The sequence below is a fragment of the Pedobacter jeongneungensis genome, from assembly GCF_000633455.1.
GTDB lineage: Bacteria > Bacteroidota > Bacteroidia > Sphingobacteriales > Sphingobacteriaceae > Pedobacter > Pedobacter jeongneungensis_A.
Genome location: NZ_AYMG01000017.1, coordinates 93,765 through 111,700 on the forward strand (window position 1 = coordinate 93,765; position 17,936 = coordinate 111,700).

16 protein-coding genes are annotated in these 17,936 nt (G+C 36.8%); 5 read left to right on the top strand and 11 right to left on the bottom strand.

The annotated features are described in order from the left end of the window. Nucleotides 1–16: 16 nt before the first annotated feature. The 11 genes from U859_RS31185 to U859_RS0116655 form a co-directional block, all read right to left on the bottom strand. Complete coding sequence (locus U859_RS31185; protein WP_025144462.1) at nt 17–922, bottom strand: FkbM family methyltransferase; 906 nt, start codon at nt 920–922, stop codon at nt 17–19. Further along, nucleotides 909–2,198 (bottom strand): ABC transporter ATP-binding protein, encoded by a 1,290-nt coding sequence (locus U859_RS32395; protein ID WP_025144463.1) that lies wholly within the window; start codon nt 2,196–2,198, stop codon nt 909–911. The genes U859_RS31185 and U859_RS32395 overlap by 14 nt, the downstream gene beginning before the upstream one ends. A gap of 9 nt (nt 2,199–2,207) precedes the next feature. Then, nucleotides 2,208–3,065 (bottom strand): ABC transporter permease, encoded by an 858-nt coding sequence (locus U859_RS0116615; RefSeq protein WP_025144464.1) that lies wholly within the window; start codon nt 3,063–3,065, stop codon nt 2,208–2,210. Beyond that, on the bottom strand, nt 3,062–4,219 hold the full coding sequence (locus tag U859_RS0116620) for a DegT/DnrJ/EryC1/StrS family aminotransferase (protein ID WP_205314409.1): 1,158 nt from the start codon (nt 4,217–4,219) through the stop codon (nt 3,062–3,064). Before U859_RS0116620 ends, U859_RS0116615 begins: the two co-directional genes overlap by 4 nt. Further along, the gene (locus tag U859_RS0116625; protein ID WP_025144466.1) at nt 4,198–4,956 is read right to left on the bottom strand and encodes a class I SAM-dependent DNA methyltransferase; all 759 of its coding nucleotides are present in this window, start codon (nt 4,954–4,956) and stop codon (nt 4,198–4,200) included. Before U859_RS0116625 ends, U859_RS0116620 begins: the two co-directional genes overlap by 22 nt. A 116-nt stretch (nt 4,957–5,072) precedes the next feature. After that, complete coding sequence (locus tag U859_RS0116630) at nt 5,073–5,468, bottom strand: hypothetical protein (RefSeq protein ID WP_029985866.1); 396 nt, start codon at nt 5,466–5,468, stop codon at nt 5,073–5,075. A 67-nt stretch (nt 5,469–5,535) separates the two neighbouring features. After that, nucleotides 5,536–6,528 carry a glycosyltransferase family 4 protein gene (locus U859_RS0116635; protein ID WP_162799966.1) on the bottom strand — a complete coding sequence of 331 codons (993 nt, stop codon included), beginning with the start codon at nt 6,526–6,528 and terminating at the stop codon, nt 5,536–5,538. A 124-nt stretch (nt 6,529–6,652) separates the two neighbouring features. Further along, nucleotides 6,653–8,440, bottom strand: coding sequence for an asparagine synthase (glutamine-hydrolyzing) (asnB, locus tag U859_RS0116640; protein WP_025144468.1), 1,788 nt, complete (start codon nt 8,438–8,440; stop codon nt 6,653–6,655). Between the two features lie 191 nt (nt 8,441–8,631). Next, a complete protein-coding gene (locus U859_RS0116645; RefSeq protein ID WP_025144469.1) occupies nt 8,632–9,135 on the bottom strand; it encodes a UpxY family transcription antiterminator in 504 nt (167 codons plus the stop codon). A 12-nt stretch (nt 9,136–9,147) separates the two neighbouring features. Further along, on the bottom strand, nt 9,148–11,562 hold the full coding sequence (locus tag U859_RS0116650; protein WP_025144470.1) for a GumC family protein: 2,415 nt from the start codon (nt 11,560–11,562) through the stop codon (nt 9,148–9,150). Continuing rightward, nucleotides 11,562–12,323 carry a polysaccharide biosynthesis/export family protein gene (locus U859_RS0116655; RefSeq protein ID WP_025144471.1) on the bottom strand — a complete coding sequence of 254 codons (762 nt, stop codon included), beginning with the start codon at nt 12,321–12,323 and terminating at the stop codon, nt 11,562–11,564. The genes U859_RS0116650 and U859_RS0116655 overlap by 1 nt, the downstream gene beginning before the upstream one ends. Before the next feature lie 1,268 nt (nt 12,324–13,591). Between U859_RS0116655 and U859_RS0116660 the strand changes: the two genes are divergently transcribed. The 5 genes from U859_RS0116660 (at nt 13,592) to U859_RS0116675 (ending at nt 17,844) form a co-directional block, all read left to right on the top strand. Beyond that, nucleotides 13,592–14,044, top strand: a complete 453-nt coding sequence (locus tag U859_RS0116660) for a hypothetical protein (protein WP_025144472.1) — start codon at nt 13,592–13,594, stop codon at nt 14,042–14,044. An 812-nt stretch (nt 14,045–14,856) separates the two neighbouring features. Beyond that, nucleotides 14,857–15,288, top strand: a complete 432-nt coding sequence (locus U859_RS0116665) for a hypothetical protein (RefSeq protein WP_025144473.1) — start codon at nt 14,857–14,859, stop codon at nt 15,286–15,288. A 98-nt stretch (nt 15,289–15,386) separates the two neighbouring features. After that, the gene (locus U859_RS32020) at nt 15,387–15,812 is read left to right on the top strand and encodes a hypothetical protein (protein WP_162799967.1); all 426 of its coding nucleotides are present in this window, start codon (nt 15,387–15,389) and stop codon (nt 15,810–15,812) included. Between the two features lie 109 nt (nt 15,813–15,921). Beyond that, on the top strand, nt 15,922–16,662 hold the full coding sequence (locus U859_RS0116670) for a glycosyltransferase family 2 protein (protein ID WP_029985869.1): 741 nt from the start codon (nt 15,922–15,924) through the stop codon (nt 16,660–16,662). A gap of 102 nt (nt 16,663–16,764) precedes the next feature. Then, entirely contained in the window at nt 16,765–17,844 is a 1,080-nt protein-coding gene (locus tag U859_RS0116675; protein WP_025144474.1) for an MraY family glycosyltransferase, read from the top strand. Nucleotides 17,845–17,936: the final 92 nt, after the last annotated feature.

A 17,936-nucleotide genomic window follows, 5' to 3' on the forward strand; every position in this document is an offset into this window, starting at 1 on the left:
ATTGGAATATTATCGTCTAAATCGTATGTAGCCTTTGCTTTACGGATGGTATGTTGATCTTTTTTATAGCAATCAGGTTTTCGTAAGGATAGTAGGCTTTTAACTCGGCATGTTCTAGCTGCAATGTTTTTTCATTAAGGTCAAACCATTCATATCCCTTGCTTACCATAAAGTTATACAAGTCTCTACAAGAATAGCCAGCCCTAAAGGCATTCTCTTCTGTAAATTCTATTAAGAAGCTGGCATTAAAGCTATCGTCGTTAAAAAATGATTCCATCCCCTTTAGCACATTGAGCTCCCAACCTTCAACATCGATTTTGATGAGCGCTATGTTTTTTGGTTCCAGCTTATGCTGCTGCACAAAATCTGGAATTGTAACCACATCTACTTCAATTTTTTGTTCTAAGGTAATCTCTTTAATTGGGGCAAAAGAGTTCCAGGCATCATAGCCACTTTCCGAAACATTGAGGTACAGTTTTTCGTTGCTGTCTGATACGCCCAAATTAAATGAACTGATGATAGCTTCAAAGTTGTTTAGCCTGATGTTGTCGTTTAAACGGTCGAAAGTAATAGGCGTAGGCTCAAATGCATAGGCCTTTCCACCATTTCCGATTGCTTTTGCGGCAATGAGCGAGTGTAATCCAATATTGGCCCCAATATCGAAAAAGACATCACCCGGCTTTAGAAATTGCTGGATGAATAGTTCCTCTTTTTTTTCAAACCCATCATAGATAAATTTCGACAGGTGACTGTCTTTATAAAGATTGATTTTTATCCTATCGGCAAGCGAATGCGTAAAAAAGGCGAGCTGTTTGGGAAAGTGCTTCAACCATTCCTTTTCTGCCGGTCCTCTCCTCAATAAAATATACTTGTGGAAAAGATTAATGACCTTTTGTGCAATGAAAATATCAAATTTTGCCATGATTTATGTTCCAGTTTATCTTTGGCGCAAGTACTCCAGGTCTTTCGTCTGAATATAGGTTGTTTACACCTCCGATATTAATGATGTTTAAGTGAAGCTGATGCGTTTTAAACGACAGCCATTTGATGTTGTGTATACCTATTGTTGGGTAAATAAAATACTCTCCGATGTTTAAAAGGTCTTTTGGTATTTGTGCAGAGAGTACGTATTCTCCTGGCTCAAAAGCCAGCATCTCTTCGTAATCATCATCATGAAAAGTCCTGAAAACACAGAGATCGGTAGAAGGGCTTACTATTTCGAAGCCAATCCTTAAGCCCAGTACTTTTTCAAATATCTTAAAGCCAAATTGTACGTTTACGTCTTTGCTAGAAAGAAAATCGCTTGAGTTTTCGAAATGAGCTTCCATCTTAAACACGTTTAGCTGTACACTTTCGTTGCTTTCGTTTTCATTGAAAACAATTTCCAGATTTTTATGCGCAGTTGCCGTACTCTCGGCCAAATAGCTGTCTATGGCTTTCTTGGTACTCGAGTAAAGCTCGAGCATGCCGTTTTTCAGGTAGATAGAACTGCTGCAAAGCTGGTTGATCATGCTCATGTTGTGACTAACAAAAAGTACGGTTCTGCCTTCACCCTTGCTTACTTCGCCCATTTTGCCCAGGCATTTTTTCTGAAACTCTGCATCGCCAACTGCCAAAACCTCGTCAACAATCAGTATTTCGCTTTCCAGGTGGGCTGCCACGGCAAAGGCCAATCTTACATACATGCCCGAACTGTATCTTTTAACCGGAGTATCTAAATACCTTTCTATGCCGGCAAAATCTACTATTTCATCAAGTTTGCGGGTAATTTCCTTTTTGCGCATGCCCAAAATGGCACCATTTAAAAAGATATTCTCTCTGCCACTCAGTTCTGGGTGGAAGCCAGTGCCCACCTCTAAAAGGCTTGCAATACGGCCTTGTCCAGATATTTTTCCGGTAGTTGGTGCGGTTATTTTGCTCAGTATCTTTAATAAAGTACTTTTGCCTGCTCCATTTCTGCCAATTACCCCAACGGCTTTGCCTTGTTCGATCTCAAAATTAATGTCTCTTAAGCTCCAAACTATATCTCTCGTGCTTTTCGAGTTTTGCGTATTGGTTTCTCCGATTTTTAAGAAAGGGTCTTCCTTGCCACGTATGCGTGCAAACCAGCGTTCTAAATCGCGGCTAACAGTTCCGGTACCAATTTGGCCTAATTGATAAGCCTTACTTAGGTTTTCTACTTTTATTGCGTTAGACATGCTCATGTTTTAAACAGTATCTACAAAGTTTTTTTCTACTTTATTAAACACAACAATGCCAAATAGGAGGATAACTACAGTTAGCAAGGCCGTATAGCCCAGCGATTCGAGACTAAAGGACCCTTTGCCAAGAAAACCGTAACGAAAGGTTTCGATGAGGGTTGTCATGGGGTTGAGTTTGATGATCCAGCTATATTTCGGGTAACGATCTATCGCTGCAGAAAGAGGATAGATAACAGTAGTGCCATACATTAAGAGTTGTACCCCAAATGTAACCAAGAAAGACAGGTCCCTATATTTCGTGGTCATTGCGCTGATAATCATGCCCAGGCCCAAACCCAATAACGCCATTAAAATAATCAATATGGGGAAAAGAAGAACAACCCAAGTGAGCTGAAAATGGGCCCCTGTGATAAAATAGAAGTAGGCCATAAACAAAAGGAACAGTAACAACTGTACGGCAAAACGCACCAAATTGCTAACCACTATGCTTAAGGGCATAATTAGCCTTGGAAAATAAACTTTGCCAAAAATGGGCGCATTATCCTTAAATACCGTTGATGTTTTTGTAAGGCAATCTGCAAAGTAATTCCAAGCGGTAATACCAGCCATGTAAAACAAAGGGCCAGGCAAGCCGTCGGTTGAAATACCGGCCAAATTTTCGAAAACAAAAGTGAAAACAATGGTTGTAAACAAGGGCTGGATAAAAAACCATAATGGTCCGAGTATGGTCTGCTTATAAAACGAAACAAAATCTCGTCTTACCAGCAGGATCAATAGGTCGCGGTATGCCCATAATTCGCCTAACTTGAGATCTAATAAACTATGACTGGGGTTTATTTCCCATTTCAGCTCTTGTTTGTTCATGTTAAATGAATTGGATTTGCCGAATGATATTGACGGAGGCTGTTGATTACTTCTTCTTGTTGCTGGTTTGTAGTACCTAAGCCACTTGGCAGGTAAAATCCATTTCTGGCTAGTTTTTCTGCAACCGGATAGCTTTCATTTTTAAATAGGCCCATGTTTTGAAATACGGGCTGTTCGTGCATACACCAAAAGAAAGGACGGGTTCCTATCTTGTTTTCGGTTAAGTATGCCACTATTTTTTCTTTTTCGGCTAAACTTGGTGGTACTAAGCCAAATACCCAATAGATGTTTTCGCTGTTGTCATCTTTTTCTTTGGGCAACTGATAGCCTCTGATTTTCAAGAAAGAAAGCCCATTTTGATAAAACGAAGCCATTTTTCTTTTCTTTTCTATAAAGCCATCTATTTGCTCGAGCTGCGCAAGGCCAAGCGCGGCCTGAAGATTAGTCATACGGTAATTCCAGCCAATTTCATGATGAACAAAACGAGGACCGTCAGGTTCAAAACAAAGGTTACGTAATTTTTTGCATCGATTAGCCAATTCTTCGTCATTGGTCAGTAGCATGCCTCCCTCGCCGGTTGTGATGTGCTTGTTTGGATAGAAACTGAAAATACTAATATTGCCAAAACTGCCGCACATTTTGTTTTTGTAGGTTTGGCCATGCATTTCGGCCGCATCTTCAATTACCTTTAGGTTGTATTTTTTTGCCAAACTTAGGATAGGGTCTACATCCACCGGCAGGCCATAAATATGAACTATCAGAATGGCTTTAGTGCGAGGTGTGATCTTGGCTTCAATTTGTGCTACATCCATATTCCAGGTTAAAGGGTCACTGTCTACCAACACCGGCAAAGCACCTGCAGTAACTACCGACTGTGCCGGAGAAATGATGGTAAAGGCAGGCATGATTACTTCGTCCCCCGGACCAATGTTTAGTGCTTTAACAGCAATATCTAGTGCGGCAGAGCCGTTGCTAACAGCTACGCCATGTGCACAACCGATGTATTGGCTAAACTGCTGTTCAAATTGGGTTATAAATGGCCCTTCGCTGCTGATCCATCCTGTTTCAATGCAAGCAGTTAAGTACTTAAGCTCGTTGCCGTTAAGAAGCGGCGTGTTAACCGGAATTGGGTTCATCTTATTTTTTTTCTCCATGTATAGCAAACACCCCAGGTATTTTGAGAAGGAGAGGCCTTGCTTAAGAATTCTTCGGTGTGTATAATTTCAAAACCTGTAGCATAAGCCAAGAGCTCTAGTTCTGGTTGGCTAAAGTGGCGCATTGGGTGTTGTTCGCTTATGCTTGTTTGTTGTCCGGTACCAAGTTCCTCTACAACGATGTCGTAATTTACTTCAACAATATTCAGTTCGGGATAAATTACAGGATCGGCATGTCTTGTTACCGAAATGTTTTCATCCCGAAGTGTTTTTGTGCGTTTTTCGGGTACCTGAAAGTGTACTGCAGCACTATGCCAAACGTCGAAAATAAACAGGCCTCCGGTATTTAAATGGCGATGCACATTATTAAAGGTATTGATCAAACTCTGATTTTTTGTAAGATAGCTGATAACGTGAAAAAGCGATAGTGCGATGTCAAATGATTGGCCTATTTCAAAATCGGTAATGTCTGCTACTTTAAAATCTACATGAGCCGCTTTTGAGCGGTTGGCAATTTCAACCATTTCGGCGCTTCGTTCTAAGCCAACAATTTGATAGCCTTTTGCTGATAACAGATCTGCATGTTTGCCCGTTCCGGAGCCCAGCTCAATAATGGATTTGCTTTGGGGTCTATACTGTTCTATCAGGCTAACAACGTAATTTGTCTCAGCCAGATAATCTTTGTCTCGATACAAAAGATCGTAGTATTTGCTATAGAATTTAAAGTTTGCGTCCAAATTTTGTGAAGTTAGAGTTTTCCGTTAGCTTCGGACATGTATTTAATACATTTAAACAGAAAATTATTAGTAGTATTTCGTTTCAGCTAAGTAAAACAAATGGCTTTGTTTGAACATTAAAACCTGATTTTGTCTCTATCACCATCATATGGGCCTTGTTTTATTTCGATGATTTCGCTGTCGTCGATCATTTCGAAGCCATGGCCTCCAGAAGCCAAGAGAATAACATCGCCAGTTTCAAGAAGGCTGCTTTCGACAAATACCTTTTGCTGATCATAAAAATCGACCCTTATTTTACCTGATTTGATATAAAGGACCTCTTGGGTTAGAGTAACCTTTCTTTCGTTGATGTTATGGATATGAGGCTCTATTAAATAACCTTTAGGCCGGTTCATATAGCCAAGTTGCTGAGAAAAATCATTTGGTGTAAAAAATGAAATGCCTTCTTTCTTATAATTGGCTCTTATGATTATTGCCAATAGCAAATTTTGGCTCTCAATTTTTTCAATCATTGATTAAAGTCTTTATGAAAAAATAAATCATTAACTTTTTAAATTGGTGATTATAAACTCTATTTAATTAATCGTCAGTATTTACAATTATATTCTTGAATGATTGCAGATAACTGGCATATCCAAATGCTTCCATGCATTTTTCTTGAAGATTTTTTTTCTCGCTTTCTGTTTGATTATGCTTTAATAAATTGAAGATACTGGTTAGAATACCATCCTGATCATCAGGATCAACTAGAACACCCAGCGTTCCACCTTTAAGCGCATCTACACTGCCATCTTTATTGCCTGCAATAACCCTGAGGCCACTAGCCAGCGCTTCAATAAATACAATCCCGAAACCTTCTTTTTTACTTGGCAAGATAAACATGTCAGAGAGTAAAAAATGTTCGGTAACCTCTGTTTCATCAATAAAACCGACCATTCTGATATGATTCTGAAGGTTATTTTTTATGATCAATTCGTCCAGTCTTTTCTTCTCAATTGCATCCCATTTGCCGCCTAACAAATAAATTAGCGTTGGGTATTTCTCTAGTAGTTTTGGTAAAAGTTCAATCGTATGATCATATCCTTTGTATTTTTCAGAAGAGGATAAGCGCGATAGTGAAAATAGGATTATATTCTCATCATTTAAACGGTACCTATTTAATAATTCCTTCGGTTTTTCAAACTGTGTAGAGAGGTGATAAAATGGGTCTAGACAATTGTTTAATATTTCAATTTTCTCAGCTGGAATATGGTGCATATCCATTATCTTTTGTGCAGTAAAATGGCTGACGCAAATAATTTTATCCAATTGGTTTAAAATCTTGAGCTTAGAATCTGATAATTTTTTCCATATCTCAATTCCATGTGCCAGCAGATATATTTTTTTATTGGGATGTATTTTTTTTATGAAATAGACAATATTGATTAAATGGATATGGCTTAACAAAATAACGTCGGCTTTTAACCCACTTAAAAAGGAGTGAACCACAAACCGTTCTTTTTTTCCTTCAAAACCTTGAAATTGTTGTTTGCTCAGGTATCTCGAATCGCGGTCCGTATTTTTATCGTACATCGAATATACGGTAGATTGAACAATTTCTTCTTCGCTCAGATCGTATAAAACTCGCGATAAACTTCGGCATACTTTTTCAATGCCGCCGGTTAAACTAAAAGTTTTAAGGGTTAAAAATAATACTTTAACTGGCATGGTAAGTTCTGTATAACGCCAGGGCTGAGCTCCAGTGCAGTTTGTTTTCTCCAAAGCTTTTTATGAGCGATTTTGCCCGTTTATTATGATAGCGTGATGGATCTGCAATATCATTGTTTTTTCTCATCCACTCCTGAAAAGGGAAAGTGAAACCCATCTTAGATCTTTTCCACGTTTCAACCGGCAAATCTTCCTTATATGCTTCTACCAAAAGTTTCTTTTTTTGTTCATAGCTGAATTTAATCTCTGTTGAGATAGAAAGTACGAGGTCAACAAAGTTGCGGTCGAGAAAGGGCACCCTCACCTCAACGCCATGGCTCATACTCATAAAATCAGTATCTTTTAATAGCTGGTTCTGCATATACATGTTAAACTCGAACCAGCTTGCCCGGGTTTCGTTACTGGTTTTTTTGATGCCGGGCTGCAATGGAATTTCTTCCAGGCAATCGATAACGGTTCTCATATCGATATCCAGTAACTCCGCTATTACATCGGGAGAATAAACGCCCCTCAAACATAAATACTCTCCAATAGGAGAATTTAGGCTGAGGTAATATAATCTTTTAAACTTGGTGTTGTTGGAGAAACGCATGCTCCTTAATACACTTTTACTTAACCAGTTTAAATTCTGTATTTTATGGATCCGGTCAAATGAAGGATAACCGCCAAAAAGTTCATCTGCACCTAAGCCAGATAGTACTACTTTAATTCCTTGTTCCTTTGCTGTTTTACATACAAACCAGGTATTAATCCCATCATTAGTGGGCTGATCCATATTGCCTAAAACGGTTTCAAAATTCTGCACAAAATCGCGGTAGGTAATAAGTTTTTCTATCTTTTGTACCTCAATTTTTTGAAGCAGGCTATTGCGCTGTTTTTTTTCTGAAAAATCTATTTCATTAAAATTGGCCGAAATGCACGAAAGTCTACTGCCATTGTGTTGATTTGCCAAAATGGTAATAATGCTCGAATCAAGACCTCCGCTAAACAGTACACCAACATCAACATCGGAAATCATCTGCTGTTTGATGGAGTTACCCAATTGCTCGCGGATGAGCTCGATAGCATAACTCTCGTTTCTAATGTAAGAAGTGCTTTCAAATTCATGATAGGATTGAATAGAGTGCCCGGCACTTCTAACATGATATTTTAAAAAGCAGCCTTTGCCTAAGCTGCAAACATTTTTTAGTGTGGTGTAAGGCTCTGGTATATGACCAAACGCAAGGTAGTAAATTCGCCAATTTTCGTTTTCTTGTGAGATTTCGGCATATTTGAATGCTTTCACTTCAGAAGCAAAGGTTAAGGTTTCATTATCAAAATGATAATACAATGGCTTTATCCCATTCTGATCACGGACCAGGTACACACATTGTTTTCGCCTATCGTAAATACAAAAGGCAAAAATCCCATCCAATTTTTCAAAAGCGTCTTCACCCCAATGTTGATAAGCATAAAGTATTACTTCTGTATCTGTTTGTGTTTTAAAGATATAACCTAAATTGATTAATGCGATTCTTATTTTTTGATAATTATAAATTTCGCCATTGTAGGTAATCACAATGTCTTCTTTATGGCTCAACATAGGTTGGTGACCATTACTGCTGAGGTCTAAAATAGCTAATCTCCGATTGCCTAAACAAACAGATTCGTTTTCGGCCATATAAATACCATGGTCGTCTGGTCCACCGTGTTGCATACTATCGCACATGGCTTTTACCTGTTGGTTAACTTTTTCTAGTGAATTTTTGCTATTTATAATACCCGCTATACGGCACATTGGTATTTTGATTTCGACGAATTTTCAACCCTATAAAGTGCGTTGGATACAGCTTCGCCCTTTCAGTCACATTTTATGTTTCAAAATGAACCGATTATTTTTATGAATAAAACCGGTGCCTAAACATCGGTATTTATTAATTTAACTTTTATTCACCCATCTCCACATCAAGCATCCAATCTTTTACATTTCTATAGCGGTTCTACAAAAGCTATAGATGTATTGATATTAATTGAGTAGCCCATATTTTGTAAACGTAAAATAATACGCTGTTTGTTTTGTATAGACACCAGTTCGGCAATTATCCCCTTAAATGGCCCGGCCTTAATCAATACCCTTTCTCCTGGTTTAATGTCATAATCAATAAGCTCAAGATCTGCATCTGTAGCGAGTAAGAGTTTAAGATCATTGATTTGTTGGTCAGGGATAGAGGCGATTTGGCTGGAGAAATAAATAAACCTGGCTACACCATTGGTCATTAAAACTTCTGCATATTCTTTAGCCGAAATATACGCAAACAGATACGATTTAATCAAGGGCTCTTCTACGATTTTTTTACGATCGCTCCATTGTTTAACTGTCTTTTTTAGAGGTAAATAACTTAAAATTCCTTTTCTGTTTAATTCTTCATGAGCTTTTTTTTCTGCCCTCGAACGCGTATAAACCGGGTACCACCTGTAATTTTGATCAATCATTAAGCTTAAGTTTTACCCTCTTTTCTTCCAAAACTCCCACCAGCTTTTCTCATCATCGTAATAGCCACTTTTTCCATAACCGGTATAATTCGAATAGTAATAAGTTCCGGTATTGCTATGTGCATAGTTGGTGGTGTAAATATTGGCATGTAGTTTTTCATCACCAAATGAATTTAGGATGATTGCAATATTGTTAAGCCCGTATTCTTTTGATAAACGATCGGGGATGGTTGCGGCCCTGAATTTCGAAACACCCGAACGGATAATAAAAAGATTAACATCCGCTTTTCTGATCAAAGGTATCGAGTCTGACACCAGTCCAACAGGGGCAGTATCGATAATGATATACTCGTAAGTTTCCCTCAGTTTTTCGAGTAACGTTTCCATTGCTTTGTGGTGCAAAAGTTCTGAAGGATTTGGAGGTACAGGCCCCGAGGTAATGTAGTCAATGTTGTGCCGTTCATCCGTAAAGATGATATCAGATAAGCCAGCCTGTTTAGATAAGTAACTGCTCAGACCGATGCGGTTGTCAGAACCAAATGCATGATGGAGCTTAGATTTACGTAAATCGGCAGCTATAATGATTACTTTTTTCTCAATAATAGAAAGTGTTCCGGCAAGATTTAAACTTACGAATGATTTACCTTCACCTGAAACTTCAGAAGTAATAGCGATTACCTTAGTATCTTTATCGCTTGCCATAAAGCTTAAGTTGGTTCTCACAGACCTAACCGATTCAGCAAATATTGACTTTGGCCGTTCTATTGACAAAACACTTTCTCCCGGCTGAACTTTTTTGGGATATTTTAAAATTACCCCGATAATCGGTGTTGTAGTTAAGCCTTCAATGGTTTCTATGTCGTAGAGGTAAGGATTTAAAATCCTGACCAGTAAAATTAAGCCAAGGCCCGAAAATAAACCCATAAAGAGGTAAGAAGAATAGATTTTTTTAGGGACTGGAGAAATAGGATAAAAAGAAGGCTGTGCCACGCTGATAATGGTTGCGCCGGATATTACTGCCGCAGAGCTGATCTGTGCTGAAAGTTTTCTTTCAAACAACATGGAGAACATCCTCTGATTGATATCAAAGTTGCTCTGTAACTTGGCGAAATCATTTTGTTTGGCTGGTATGTTGCTAAGTGCCTGATTGGCTTGGCCAATCTGTCCGTTAATATAACTGATGGTTTTTTGGTTGCGCTCATGCAACAACCGGATATTGGTTACAATGGCCTGCTTTACTTCATTAATCTGCCTGTTAATATCTTGTATGGGCTGAGCATCGGCATTAAAGTTTTGTAACTTGTTTTCCCGGTTTATAATAAGCCCGTTAAGTTGGGTTATCAGGCCTGTTAACAGCGTGCTATTGGTGCCTTCTAAATTAAGGTTGAGTTGAATCCGATCTTTATTATTTTTTACCTGAGTTTCTAGTTGTTGGATGCCAAGTTCCTGCAGCTGTAGCTCAGCAATCTGGTTTTGTAAATTACCAAGTTTAGAACTCCCAATTTGCCTGTCGCTATTTGGATCTATGAGTTTGTTATTGCTTTGAAAGCTAGAAAGTTTATTCCCCGATTTATTTACTTGTGCATCTAAAAAGGCAATCTGGCTATCAAGATAATCAATGGTTTGTTTGGCCGACCTTTTCTTAAGTGTTGCATCATTTTTTACATATTGTTTTATAATTTCATTGAGTACATTCGCAGAGAAAACCGGGTTACTATCTGTGTGGGTAACGCCCATAATATTGGTATTTTTCTCCTGTTCAAATACGTTTAATCCTCCTGCAGCTCTGCCATACAAATCTCTAAGTCCGTTGAATTTGAAGCTATAATTCCCGGCAGATGGAATTTCGCTTTTAACAGTAAACACCATGTTGCCAACATTAATTGCCTGGCCGTAACTATATTTTTTCGAACTTTTGTTATTATCGTCGCTACTTGATAGCTCGAAGGATTTGTTATCAATGGGTTTAACCGAATAGGTAGCCCTACTGAAATTAACAGAATCCTGGGTTAAAATATCAACCTGAAAAGGTTGTTTTGGATAAAGTTCGGTTACGCGTACCCTTCCTTCCAGATAATAACTGATTTTATAATCAAGGTTTTTTAAGGCATTTAAAATTACATCTTCTGAGCGCATAATGATCCCTTCAGTCTGTATCTGATTTTGATTAAAAGGACGATAGTTTACCGGTGAACCTGGAAGTGAAGCCATTTGTTGCTGCTGATCGCCATCTAACTTTAGTGAAGCAGAAGTGATATAAATAGGGGTTATGCTGCGTACATACAGCCAGGCCAGGATAAAACTGATCAGTACCGTTCCGGCAACCCAGTACCATCTACTTAGGAAAATTAAAGCAATTTTCCAGTAATTGATGGTTTGGCTGGCTAACTTCTTGTTCTCTGTCGTTATCGTTGTTGTGTTATCCATTAGCGGGTGAGGGTAAAGATTAATACAGCCAAATTGACTACAACCAGAAAAGGTTGTACAATATTGTTCACGCTTGTTAACTTCTCGCTAAGCGCAGCACTTTTAGTTTGCTGAAGTACAATGATGTCGTTATTTTGAAGCACCAGTTTTTTACTCGCCAAACTATTGATATCATTTAGATTAACATAGATAATTTCCGGATGGCTTCTATCGCCACGAATAATTTTGAGTGTTTTAGGATCGGCTGTTTTATTTATGCCGCCTGCTTCACCAATTATGTCAATTAGGGTGGTGTTTTCCCTTTCTAGTAAAAAATTCCCCTGCTTGCTAAATTCACCTAATAAAGTAACCTTTAAATTGACCACACTGAGTTCTATAATTGGATCGCGTAGTAATTGTTTCGCATATAAATCTTGTATTTTTATTGCTGCATCTCTTCTGCTCAGGCCTAATACCTCAACTTTTCCAATAGCAGGAAGGTTTACTTTTCCATCAATATCTACTAAATAAGAAAGTGTATTATTGATGGTTCCACCGGCTGTTTGATTACCGCTTGTACCACTGTTGGTAGAAGCGGTGGCACCAAATTCTTTATTTTGTAAATTTCGGATGGCCAACTGATCATTCACCTTTATTTTATAATAAGCATCACTAATACCCTGATCATTTACTACATATACCTGTTTGATAGTGTCAGTTACAATATCACTTGGGGCATTAAACAGGCTGTGTTCTTTACGCGAGGCACAGCTTGCAAGCATTGCGCAAACAGAAAAGATACAAAGAAATTTAATAATTGCTTTTGTTGGGATCATATTCAAGAATCGGGATGTTGTACAGTTACTGTCACTGACAGTACACGTAAAATATGGGTTAAAGATGCTTAAAAAAAAATTAATGGAAAAATGATTTTAGGCTTGATCAGGTATTGGGTATTTTCTTGAGGCTATTAAATTAATATTTAATGCTTATATTGATGTACTATCCCGCTTATAATGTAGGAATACATGTCTGCAAAAGATTTTTTGATTCTATCAAAATTTGGAAGCAGTATGTTTACAACTAATGGTTGTATGTAATTAAAACATTATATCTTATGCGGGCTTTTAAATTATTCACTTCGTTCTTTTTGTGGTTTCTAAAGCCTGCTTTTGGACAGACTTATCAATATCCTGTCAATAATGTTCTCGGAGTTTCGCCATGCTACATTAGCAAAGGTTGTATTATAAAGATTTAAGCTTGAAATTGCTGGTATGCGGGGATAACTCCGATTATTACGTTGATAATGGTGATGGTGGAACTATTGGGGAAAGAACATTTAGTTATTTAACATTACCACTTGATGATTACATTTTTTTATGTGGACTATTTCCGGTTATCTGCTCGTTTTATTATCTGAGGCGCCAAGTAATGAAAAATCGGCAAACTTGATTTAGACATGACCTTACCAAGACACAAAAATATAACAAAACTCCTGCGATAAAAGAACGTTTGTTTGAGTAATATACTACTATTTTGTTTGGTATATTAGGTAGTCTCATCATAAACTACTTAGTATGGAGTTCACGACAATAATTTCGACGTTGATAAAGATCAACATAATTATGATCATAATGATATGTCCCTTTAAGGCTAATAATGTATTTACTATTAACTGTATAGATTGTGTAAACCATTTAACTGTTTTATTATTTGCAGTTAGAACTGTAGCTTATTAGAAATTGTAAATGTTAACAATATTTTGCTGATCATACGCTTGAATATTCAATAAAAACACTAAAATTTCTATACCTAAATAATCCTTCTTAAAAAAAACTATTAAGTTTTTTTTCTTATTTCTATTCAGGGTGTTGAAACTATGTAAATGATTGATGACCGCAAAATGAATACAAATGGAATGTGTATGATATATTTGAATGCATTTTTTTTAATGCTAATCGGCTAAGGTAAATCTTAAGCTCAAAATTTGCTGCATTAAAGTTCTGATATTATATCTTTGCAATACATAGTTGTCCTTTCTGATCCCTGTATGAAAAAAATAGTAATATTATTTGTTTTTTGCCTATTCTTTGAAAATTTGTTAGCACAGCCAGAAGTGGGCAATGGGTGCAAAATAGGTACCCGTAGGTATCAACAGCCTGTTGCAGGAGAAAGTCAGTATAGTGGCTTGCCCTTATATTTAGGTTATGGAGGGGTTAAGTACTCTGAATGGGACGGTGTTGATAATGTAGATCCTCAATATAGTTGCTACAAGTGGATACCCGGTGCCGCAAATGGTTGCTATATTAAAAACTCAAATTGTACAACTCCTTCTTGTTATACGATAGGGGATGCAGGGTATTTTACAGGTGCATCAGTAAATTGTCCTCTTGATGATGATGCCTGGTTTTGTTTTTTTATAATAGGGAGTATTGGTTACTTCTTTTTAAGGAAGACCTATTTTGTTGAGAATTGTAAAAATATTTTTGGATCATCTTGTTAATATTCATTTCGCCTGTAAAGGAATCATCTCTTTTTAACACACTATTAATTTCATGCGAAAATGAGCTAAGTTGGTTGAGAAATTTCTGTACTTTGTAAGAAATTACTTAACAGAAGAGTGAAATTATTGGTACAAGTTATAATCACTAGGATAATGATTTTGTTCTCAAAAGCATGATTAACTTAGTAAAATATGTAGTCTGAAACAGTTTATTCTAAGTGATTTTACAAAATTTAATTATTAAGGCTTTTTGATTGAATTGAAGTTGCTATTTAATAAATGTAGCGTTCTTCTTTCTTCCTTTGCTGTAATATAAATCATAACTTCTCAAATTAAACAATCATTTCTCAATTTCTTTCTTCAAAACTATTTCTTATCTAGTAGATTAGTCATTTCATACAATTGATTAATTGAAAGTCATTTATTAGTCACGATAATTAAGTTTCTAATTTTTTAGATTGATTATTGTCAAGGTTATAATTGAAATTTTACATCTCTCTTAACATAGAATATTATGGTAGTTTTCTCACTTTTGCCTGCTCTAAGTTCTGTAAATAAGGTTTTATGCCTGATTTAACTCTTATTCAATTCTTCATTTTATTGTAAAAACGGATTTGTTATTCAAATTATTCATTTTATAAAATTGCATATTTATCTATTTTTGTAAAATAAATAATACAGATATTTTATTTTTTGTTAGTTTGTTGTTTCTCTTAACTAAAAAGACATTTAGATTCAGAGCATTCATTTAGAGTTGACAGGAATTAAAACAATTTGGTTTGAAAAACTACCATTAATTCGTCTTTCTCTTTATGAAATTTTTTAATTGGACAATCTTATTTTTGTCCTTTTTTGCTATCCTTCCAAAGTTTTCATTTGCTGATGTTACCGGGTGTGTTATCAGTGGCAGACTTTACGATATCCCTGCAGGTCAAGATAATAGCGATCCCTATAATATAGTTTATTTCTATTCTTACTCCCAAAGCTACCCAATCAATTATGATTATAATAATCCGGCAATTGGTCATGTTTCCTGCACAGTCGAAGATCCATACGGGTATGCTGGTAAATGTAAAGTTGTATATTCTGGAGGGACATACTCAGGTCAAAACGATATTTTTTCAGCCAAACTTATTCCTTGCGACCCATCTACAAATAATCTGCCATTAGATCAAAGTATTATCTTCATGCTAGTGCCGTTGGGCTTTTTTGGCTTTTGGAAAGTAAGGCAAGTTGTATTATAGTGGGAGACAAACCTTTATGTCGCATTATTGAACAAAACGAACAATAAATCAGGCTTTTAGTGTGTGTAAGTTTGTGATTAACTCTCACAGACTCGAACATGAAAACGCTAAAGGTAAGTTTGTCAATTCTATTTTTTTTCATTTCAAAACTATCTTCTGCTGATGAAGGTTGCTTGGTTGGTACCACTGTTTATCCTAATTTTGCAGGCTACAATTCGGTTAACCTTATCCCATTATCGTTGGGCACTAAGTCGTTCTACACTACTTCTCCATTTTCTACAACAATCGGTACGTGTCCTGGTTGGGTAAATATAAATAGCAGTGGGGGGACCTGTCTATACGGTAATCCAACGTTAGGCTTGAATTTGGGAGGATTTCAGATTGCAGTCTGCGCCGCATGCCCTACAGGTACTTTAGTTGATTATACTTTTATCAACTGCAACCTCGACGATTACTCCTGGACCTTTGGCGCCGCCGCAGGCCTCTTCGGTATTTTCGTTATCAGAAGAAGAAATAAACCATAGTAAATTTTCAATCTGCTTAAACCATCAGGTTGGCATTTCAATTTCTTATATTTACCACAATTTTTTGCCTTCATCCCAAAAGAAAGCCAAAGAATCCCATTTGGTAATAATGAAAATATCCCTCATCACCGTTGTTTATAATGGAGAAGCATTCTTGGATGAATGTTTTAAATCTGTAGCGGAGCAAACTTATCCTGATGTAGAATATATTGTAATTGATGGGGGATCGACAGATAAAACGCTGAGCATCATTAATCAGCACAAAGCTCATATTGATTATTTTGTTTCGGAGAGAGATAATGGACTTTACGATGCCATTAACAAAGGGATTGAAAAATCTACTGGTGATATTATCGGAATTTTAAATGCCGATGATATGTTTGCAAGTAGCGATGTGTTAGCTTCAGTAGCAAAAAATTTTATGATCAACCCAACAATTGATGGTCTTTATGGTGATCTGGATTACATCCACCCCATAACAAATAAGGTAATAAGGAAATGGAGATCCAAACAAACAACGGCTGAAGAAATTAAAAAAGGATGGATGCCTGCTCACCCTACTTTGTATTTGAAAAGAACTTTGTTTGAAAAGTATGGAGACTACGCGCTCGATTTAGGTACAGCAGCAGATTACGAACTCATATTACGCTATTTTTATACTCATAAAATCAAAGCTAAATATTTACCTATGCTAATGGTAAATATGCGGATGGGGGGGCTGAGTAATCAATCTTTAAATAGTAGATTATATGCGCTTATAAATGATTACAAAGCCTTAAGAAGAAATAACTTATCAAATGCGCTATTAGTTTTGCTTAAAAAAAAGTTAAGTAAAATCAGTCAGTTTTAGGAATATAGGGTATTCTAAATTTGATTTTTATCATGTTAAACCTTTATTGCTTTCATTTAGTTAACACAACTATAGTTATATTTGCTGTAAGTCCCACAAGTTTTGTTAGAGCGTATACTAAATACCAATCCCAATTATTTCTATCTTGCCATTTTTATACTGGCCTTTTCGATTGTAACTTTAAGTATTCCAAGTGTAATTTATACTTCATTAAAATATGGGCTTTTTGATAAAAATGATCTGCATCGCAAAACCCATAAGCGCAACATTTCCCGTTTGGGTGGTTTGGCAATTGTAGGTAGTTTTACCATTAGTATCCTTTTGTTTTCCTCCATTATCAACTTTAAAGAAGCTAATTTTTTGATTGCATCCAGTATCATTCTATCCGCACTTGGTTTAAAAGATGATGTTTATGGAACCAATACCAGCACCAAATTTGTCCTGCAGATTGTGGTAGCTTTTATCCTTGTCTTTTTTGGTGCTTTCCGCTTAACCAGCTTATATGGTGTGCTGGGCATTGGCGATATGGCACCCATTTACGGAGGGCTTTTTTCCATCGCTTTGATTATTTTCCTGAACAATGCATTTAACCTGATTGATGGTATTGATGGATTGGCAAGTGGAGTAGGCATTTTTACCAGTTTGACATTCGGGATGCTATTTTTGTTAATGGGACAGATTCCTTACGCATTCATTGCTTTTGCACTTGCAGGAGCCGTAGGTGGCTTCTTAAAATACAACTGGTTCCCGGCAAAGATTTTTATGGGAGATACCGGGGCCTTGATCATTGGACTTATTTCTGCAGCATTGGCCATTAAATTTATCGAACTCAATAAATTTACCGGCAAAAACCACCCCGCCTTTTATTCCGCACCTGCAATTGCAGTATCGATACTAATTGTACCGATATTCGATTCTTTAAGGGTCTTCACTATAAGGATATTAAAAGGAAGGTCGCCATTTAGAGGCGACCGTAACCATATTCATCACCGGTTGGAAAAACTGGGTTTAAAGCCCAGTTTGATCGTTATTTCTACTTTAGGGTTTAACATCATTATTCTCGCTGCCACTATTGCGCTGCAACATTTGGGGAACTTTGTTTTGATCCTGGTCATTATCGGTATCTGCATGGTTTTTAATAGTGTGCTTACGCTAGGCCTATCACAAAAGGCAAAAAAATAATTCAGCCATTACCTCAAATTTGCAGTCTTTTAAACACTTTTATCACGTCTTTTCCATCTTACATTATAAGGGCTTTGCTTTCATAAATAAAT

Excerpts from the sequence above, each read along its gene's own strand:
- U859_RS0116635 (WP_162799966.1), bottom strand. The coding sequence starts at position 6,528 with ATGTACGATAAAAATACGGACCGCGATTCGAGATACCTGAGCAAACAA.
- asnB (WP_025144468.1), bottom strand. The coding sequence starts at position 8,440 with ATGTGCCGTATAGCGGGTATTATAAATAGCAAAAATTCACTAGAAAAA.
- U859_RS0116650 (WP_025144470.1), bottom strand. The coding sequence starts at position 11,562 with ATGGATAACACAACAACGATAACGACAGAGAACAAGAAGTTAGCCAGC.
- U859_RS0116630 (WP_029985866.1), bottom strand. The coding sequence starts at position 5,468 with ATGATTGAAAAAATTGAGAGCCAAAATTTGCTATTGGCAATAATCATA.
- U859_RS0116655 (WP_025144471.1), bottom strand. The coding sequence starts at position 12,323 with ATGCTTGCAAGCTGTGCCTCGCGTAAAGAACACAGCCTGTTTAATGCC.
- U859_RS0116670 (WP_029985869.1), top strand. The coding sequence starts at position 15,922 with ATGAAAATATCCCTCATCACCGTTGTTTATAATGGAGAAGCATTCTTG.
- U859_RS32020 (WP_162799967.1), top strand. The coding sequence starts at position 15,387 with ATGAAAACGCTAAAGGTAAGTTTGTCAATTCTATTTTTTTTCATTTCA.
- U859_RS0116645 (WP_025144469.1), bottom strand. The coding sequence starts at position 9,135 with ATGATTGATCAAAATTACAGGTGGTACCCGGTTTATACGCGTTCGAGG.
- U859_RS0116615 (WP_025144464.1), bottom strand. The coding sequence starts at position 3,065 with ATGAACAAACAAGAGCTGAAATGGGAAATAAACCCCAGTCATAGTTTA.
- U859_RS0116660 (WP_025144472.1), top strand. The coding sequence starts at position 13,592 with ATGAAAAAAATAGTAATATTATTTGTTTTTTGCCTATTCTTTGAAAAT.
- U859_RS0116620 (WP_205314409.1), bottom strand. The coding sequence starts at position 4,219 with ATGGAGAAAAAAAATAAGATGAACCCAATTCCGGTTAACACGCCGCTT.
- U859_RS31185 (WP_025144462.1), bottom strand. The coding sequence starts at position 922 with ATGGCAAAATTTGATATTTTCATTGCACAAAAGGTCATTAATCTTTTC.
- U859_RS0116665 (WP_025144473.1), top strand. The coding sequence starts at position 14,857 with ATGAAATTTTTTAATTGGACAATCTTATTTTTGTCCTTTTTTGCTATC.
- U859_RS32395 (WP_025144463.1), bottom strand. The coding sequence starts at position 2,198 with ATGTCTAACGCAATAAAAGTAGAAAACCTAAGTAAGGCTTATCAATTA.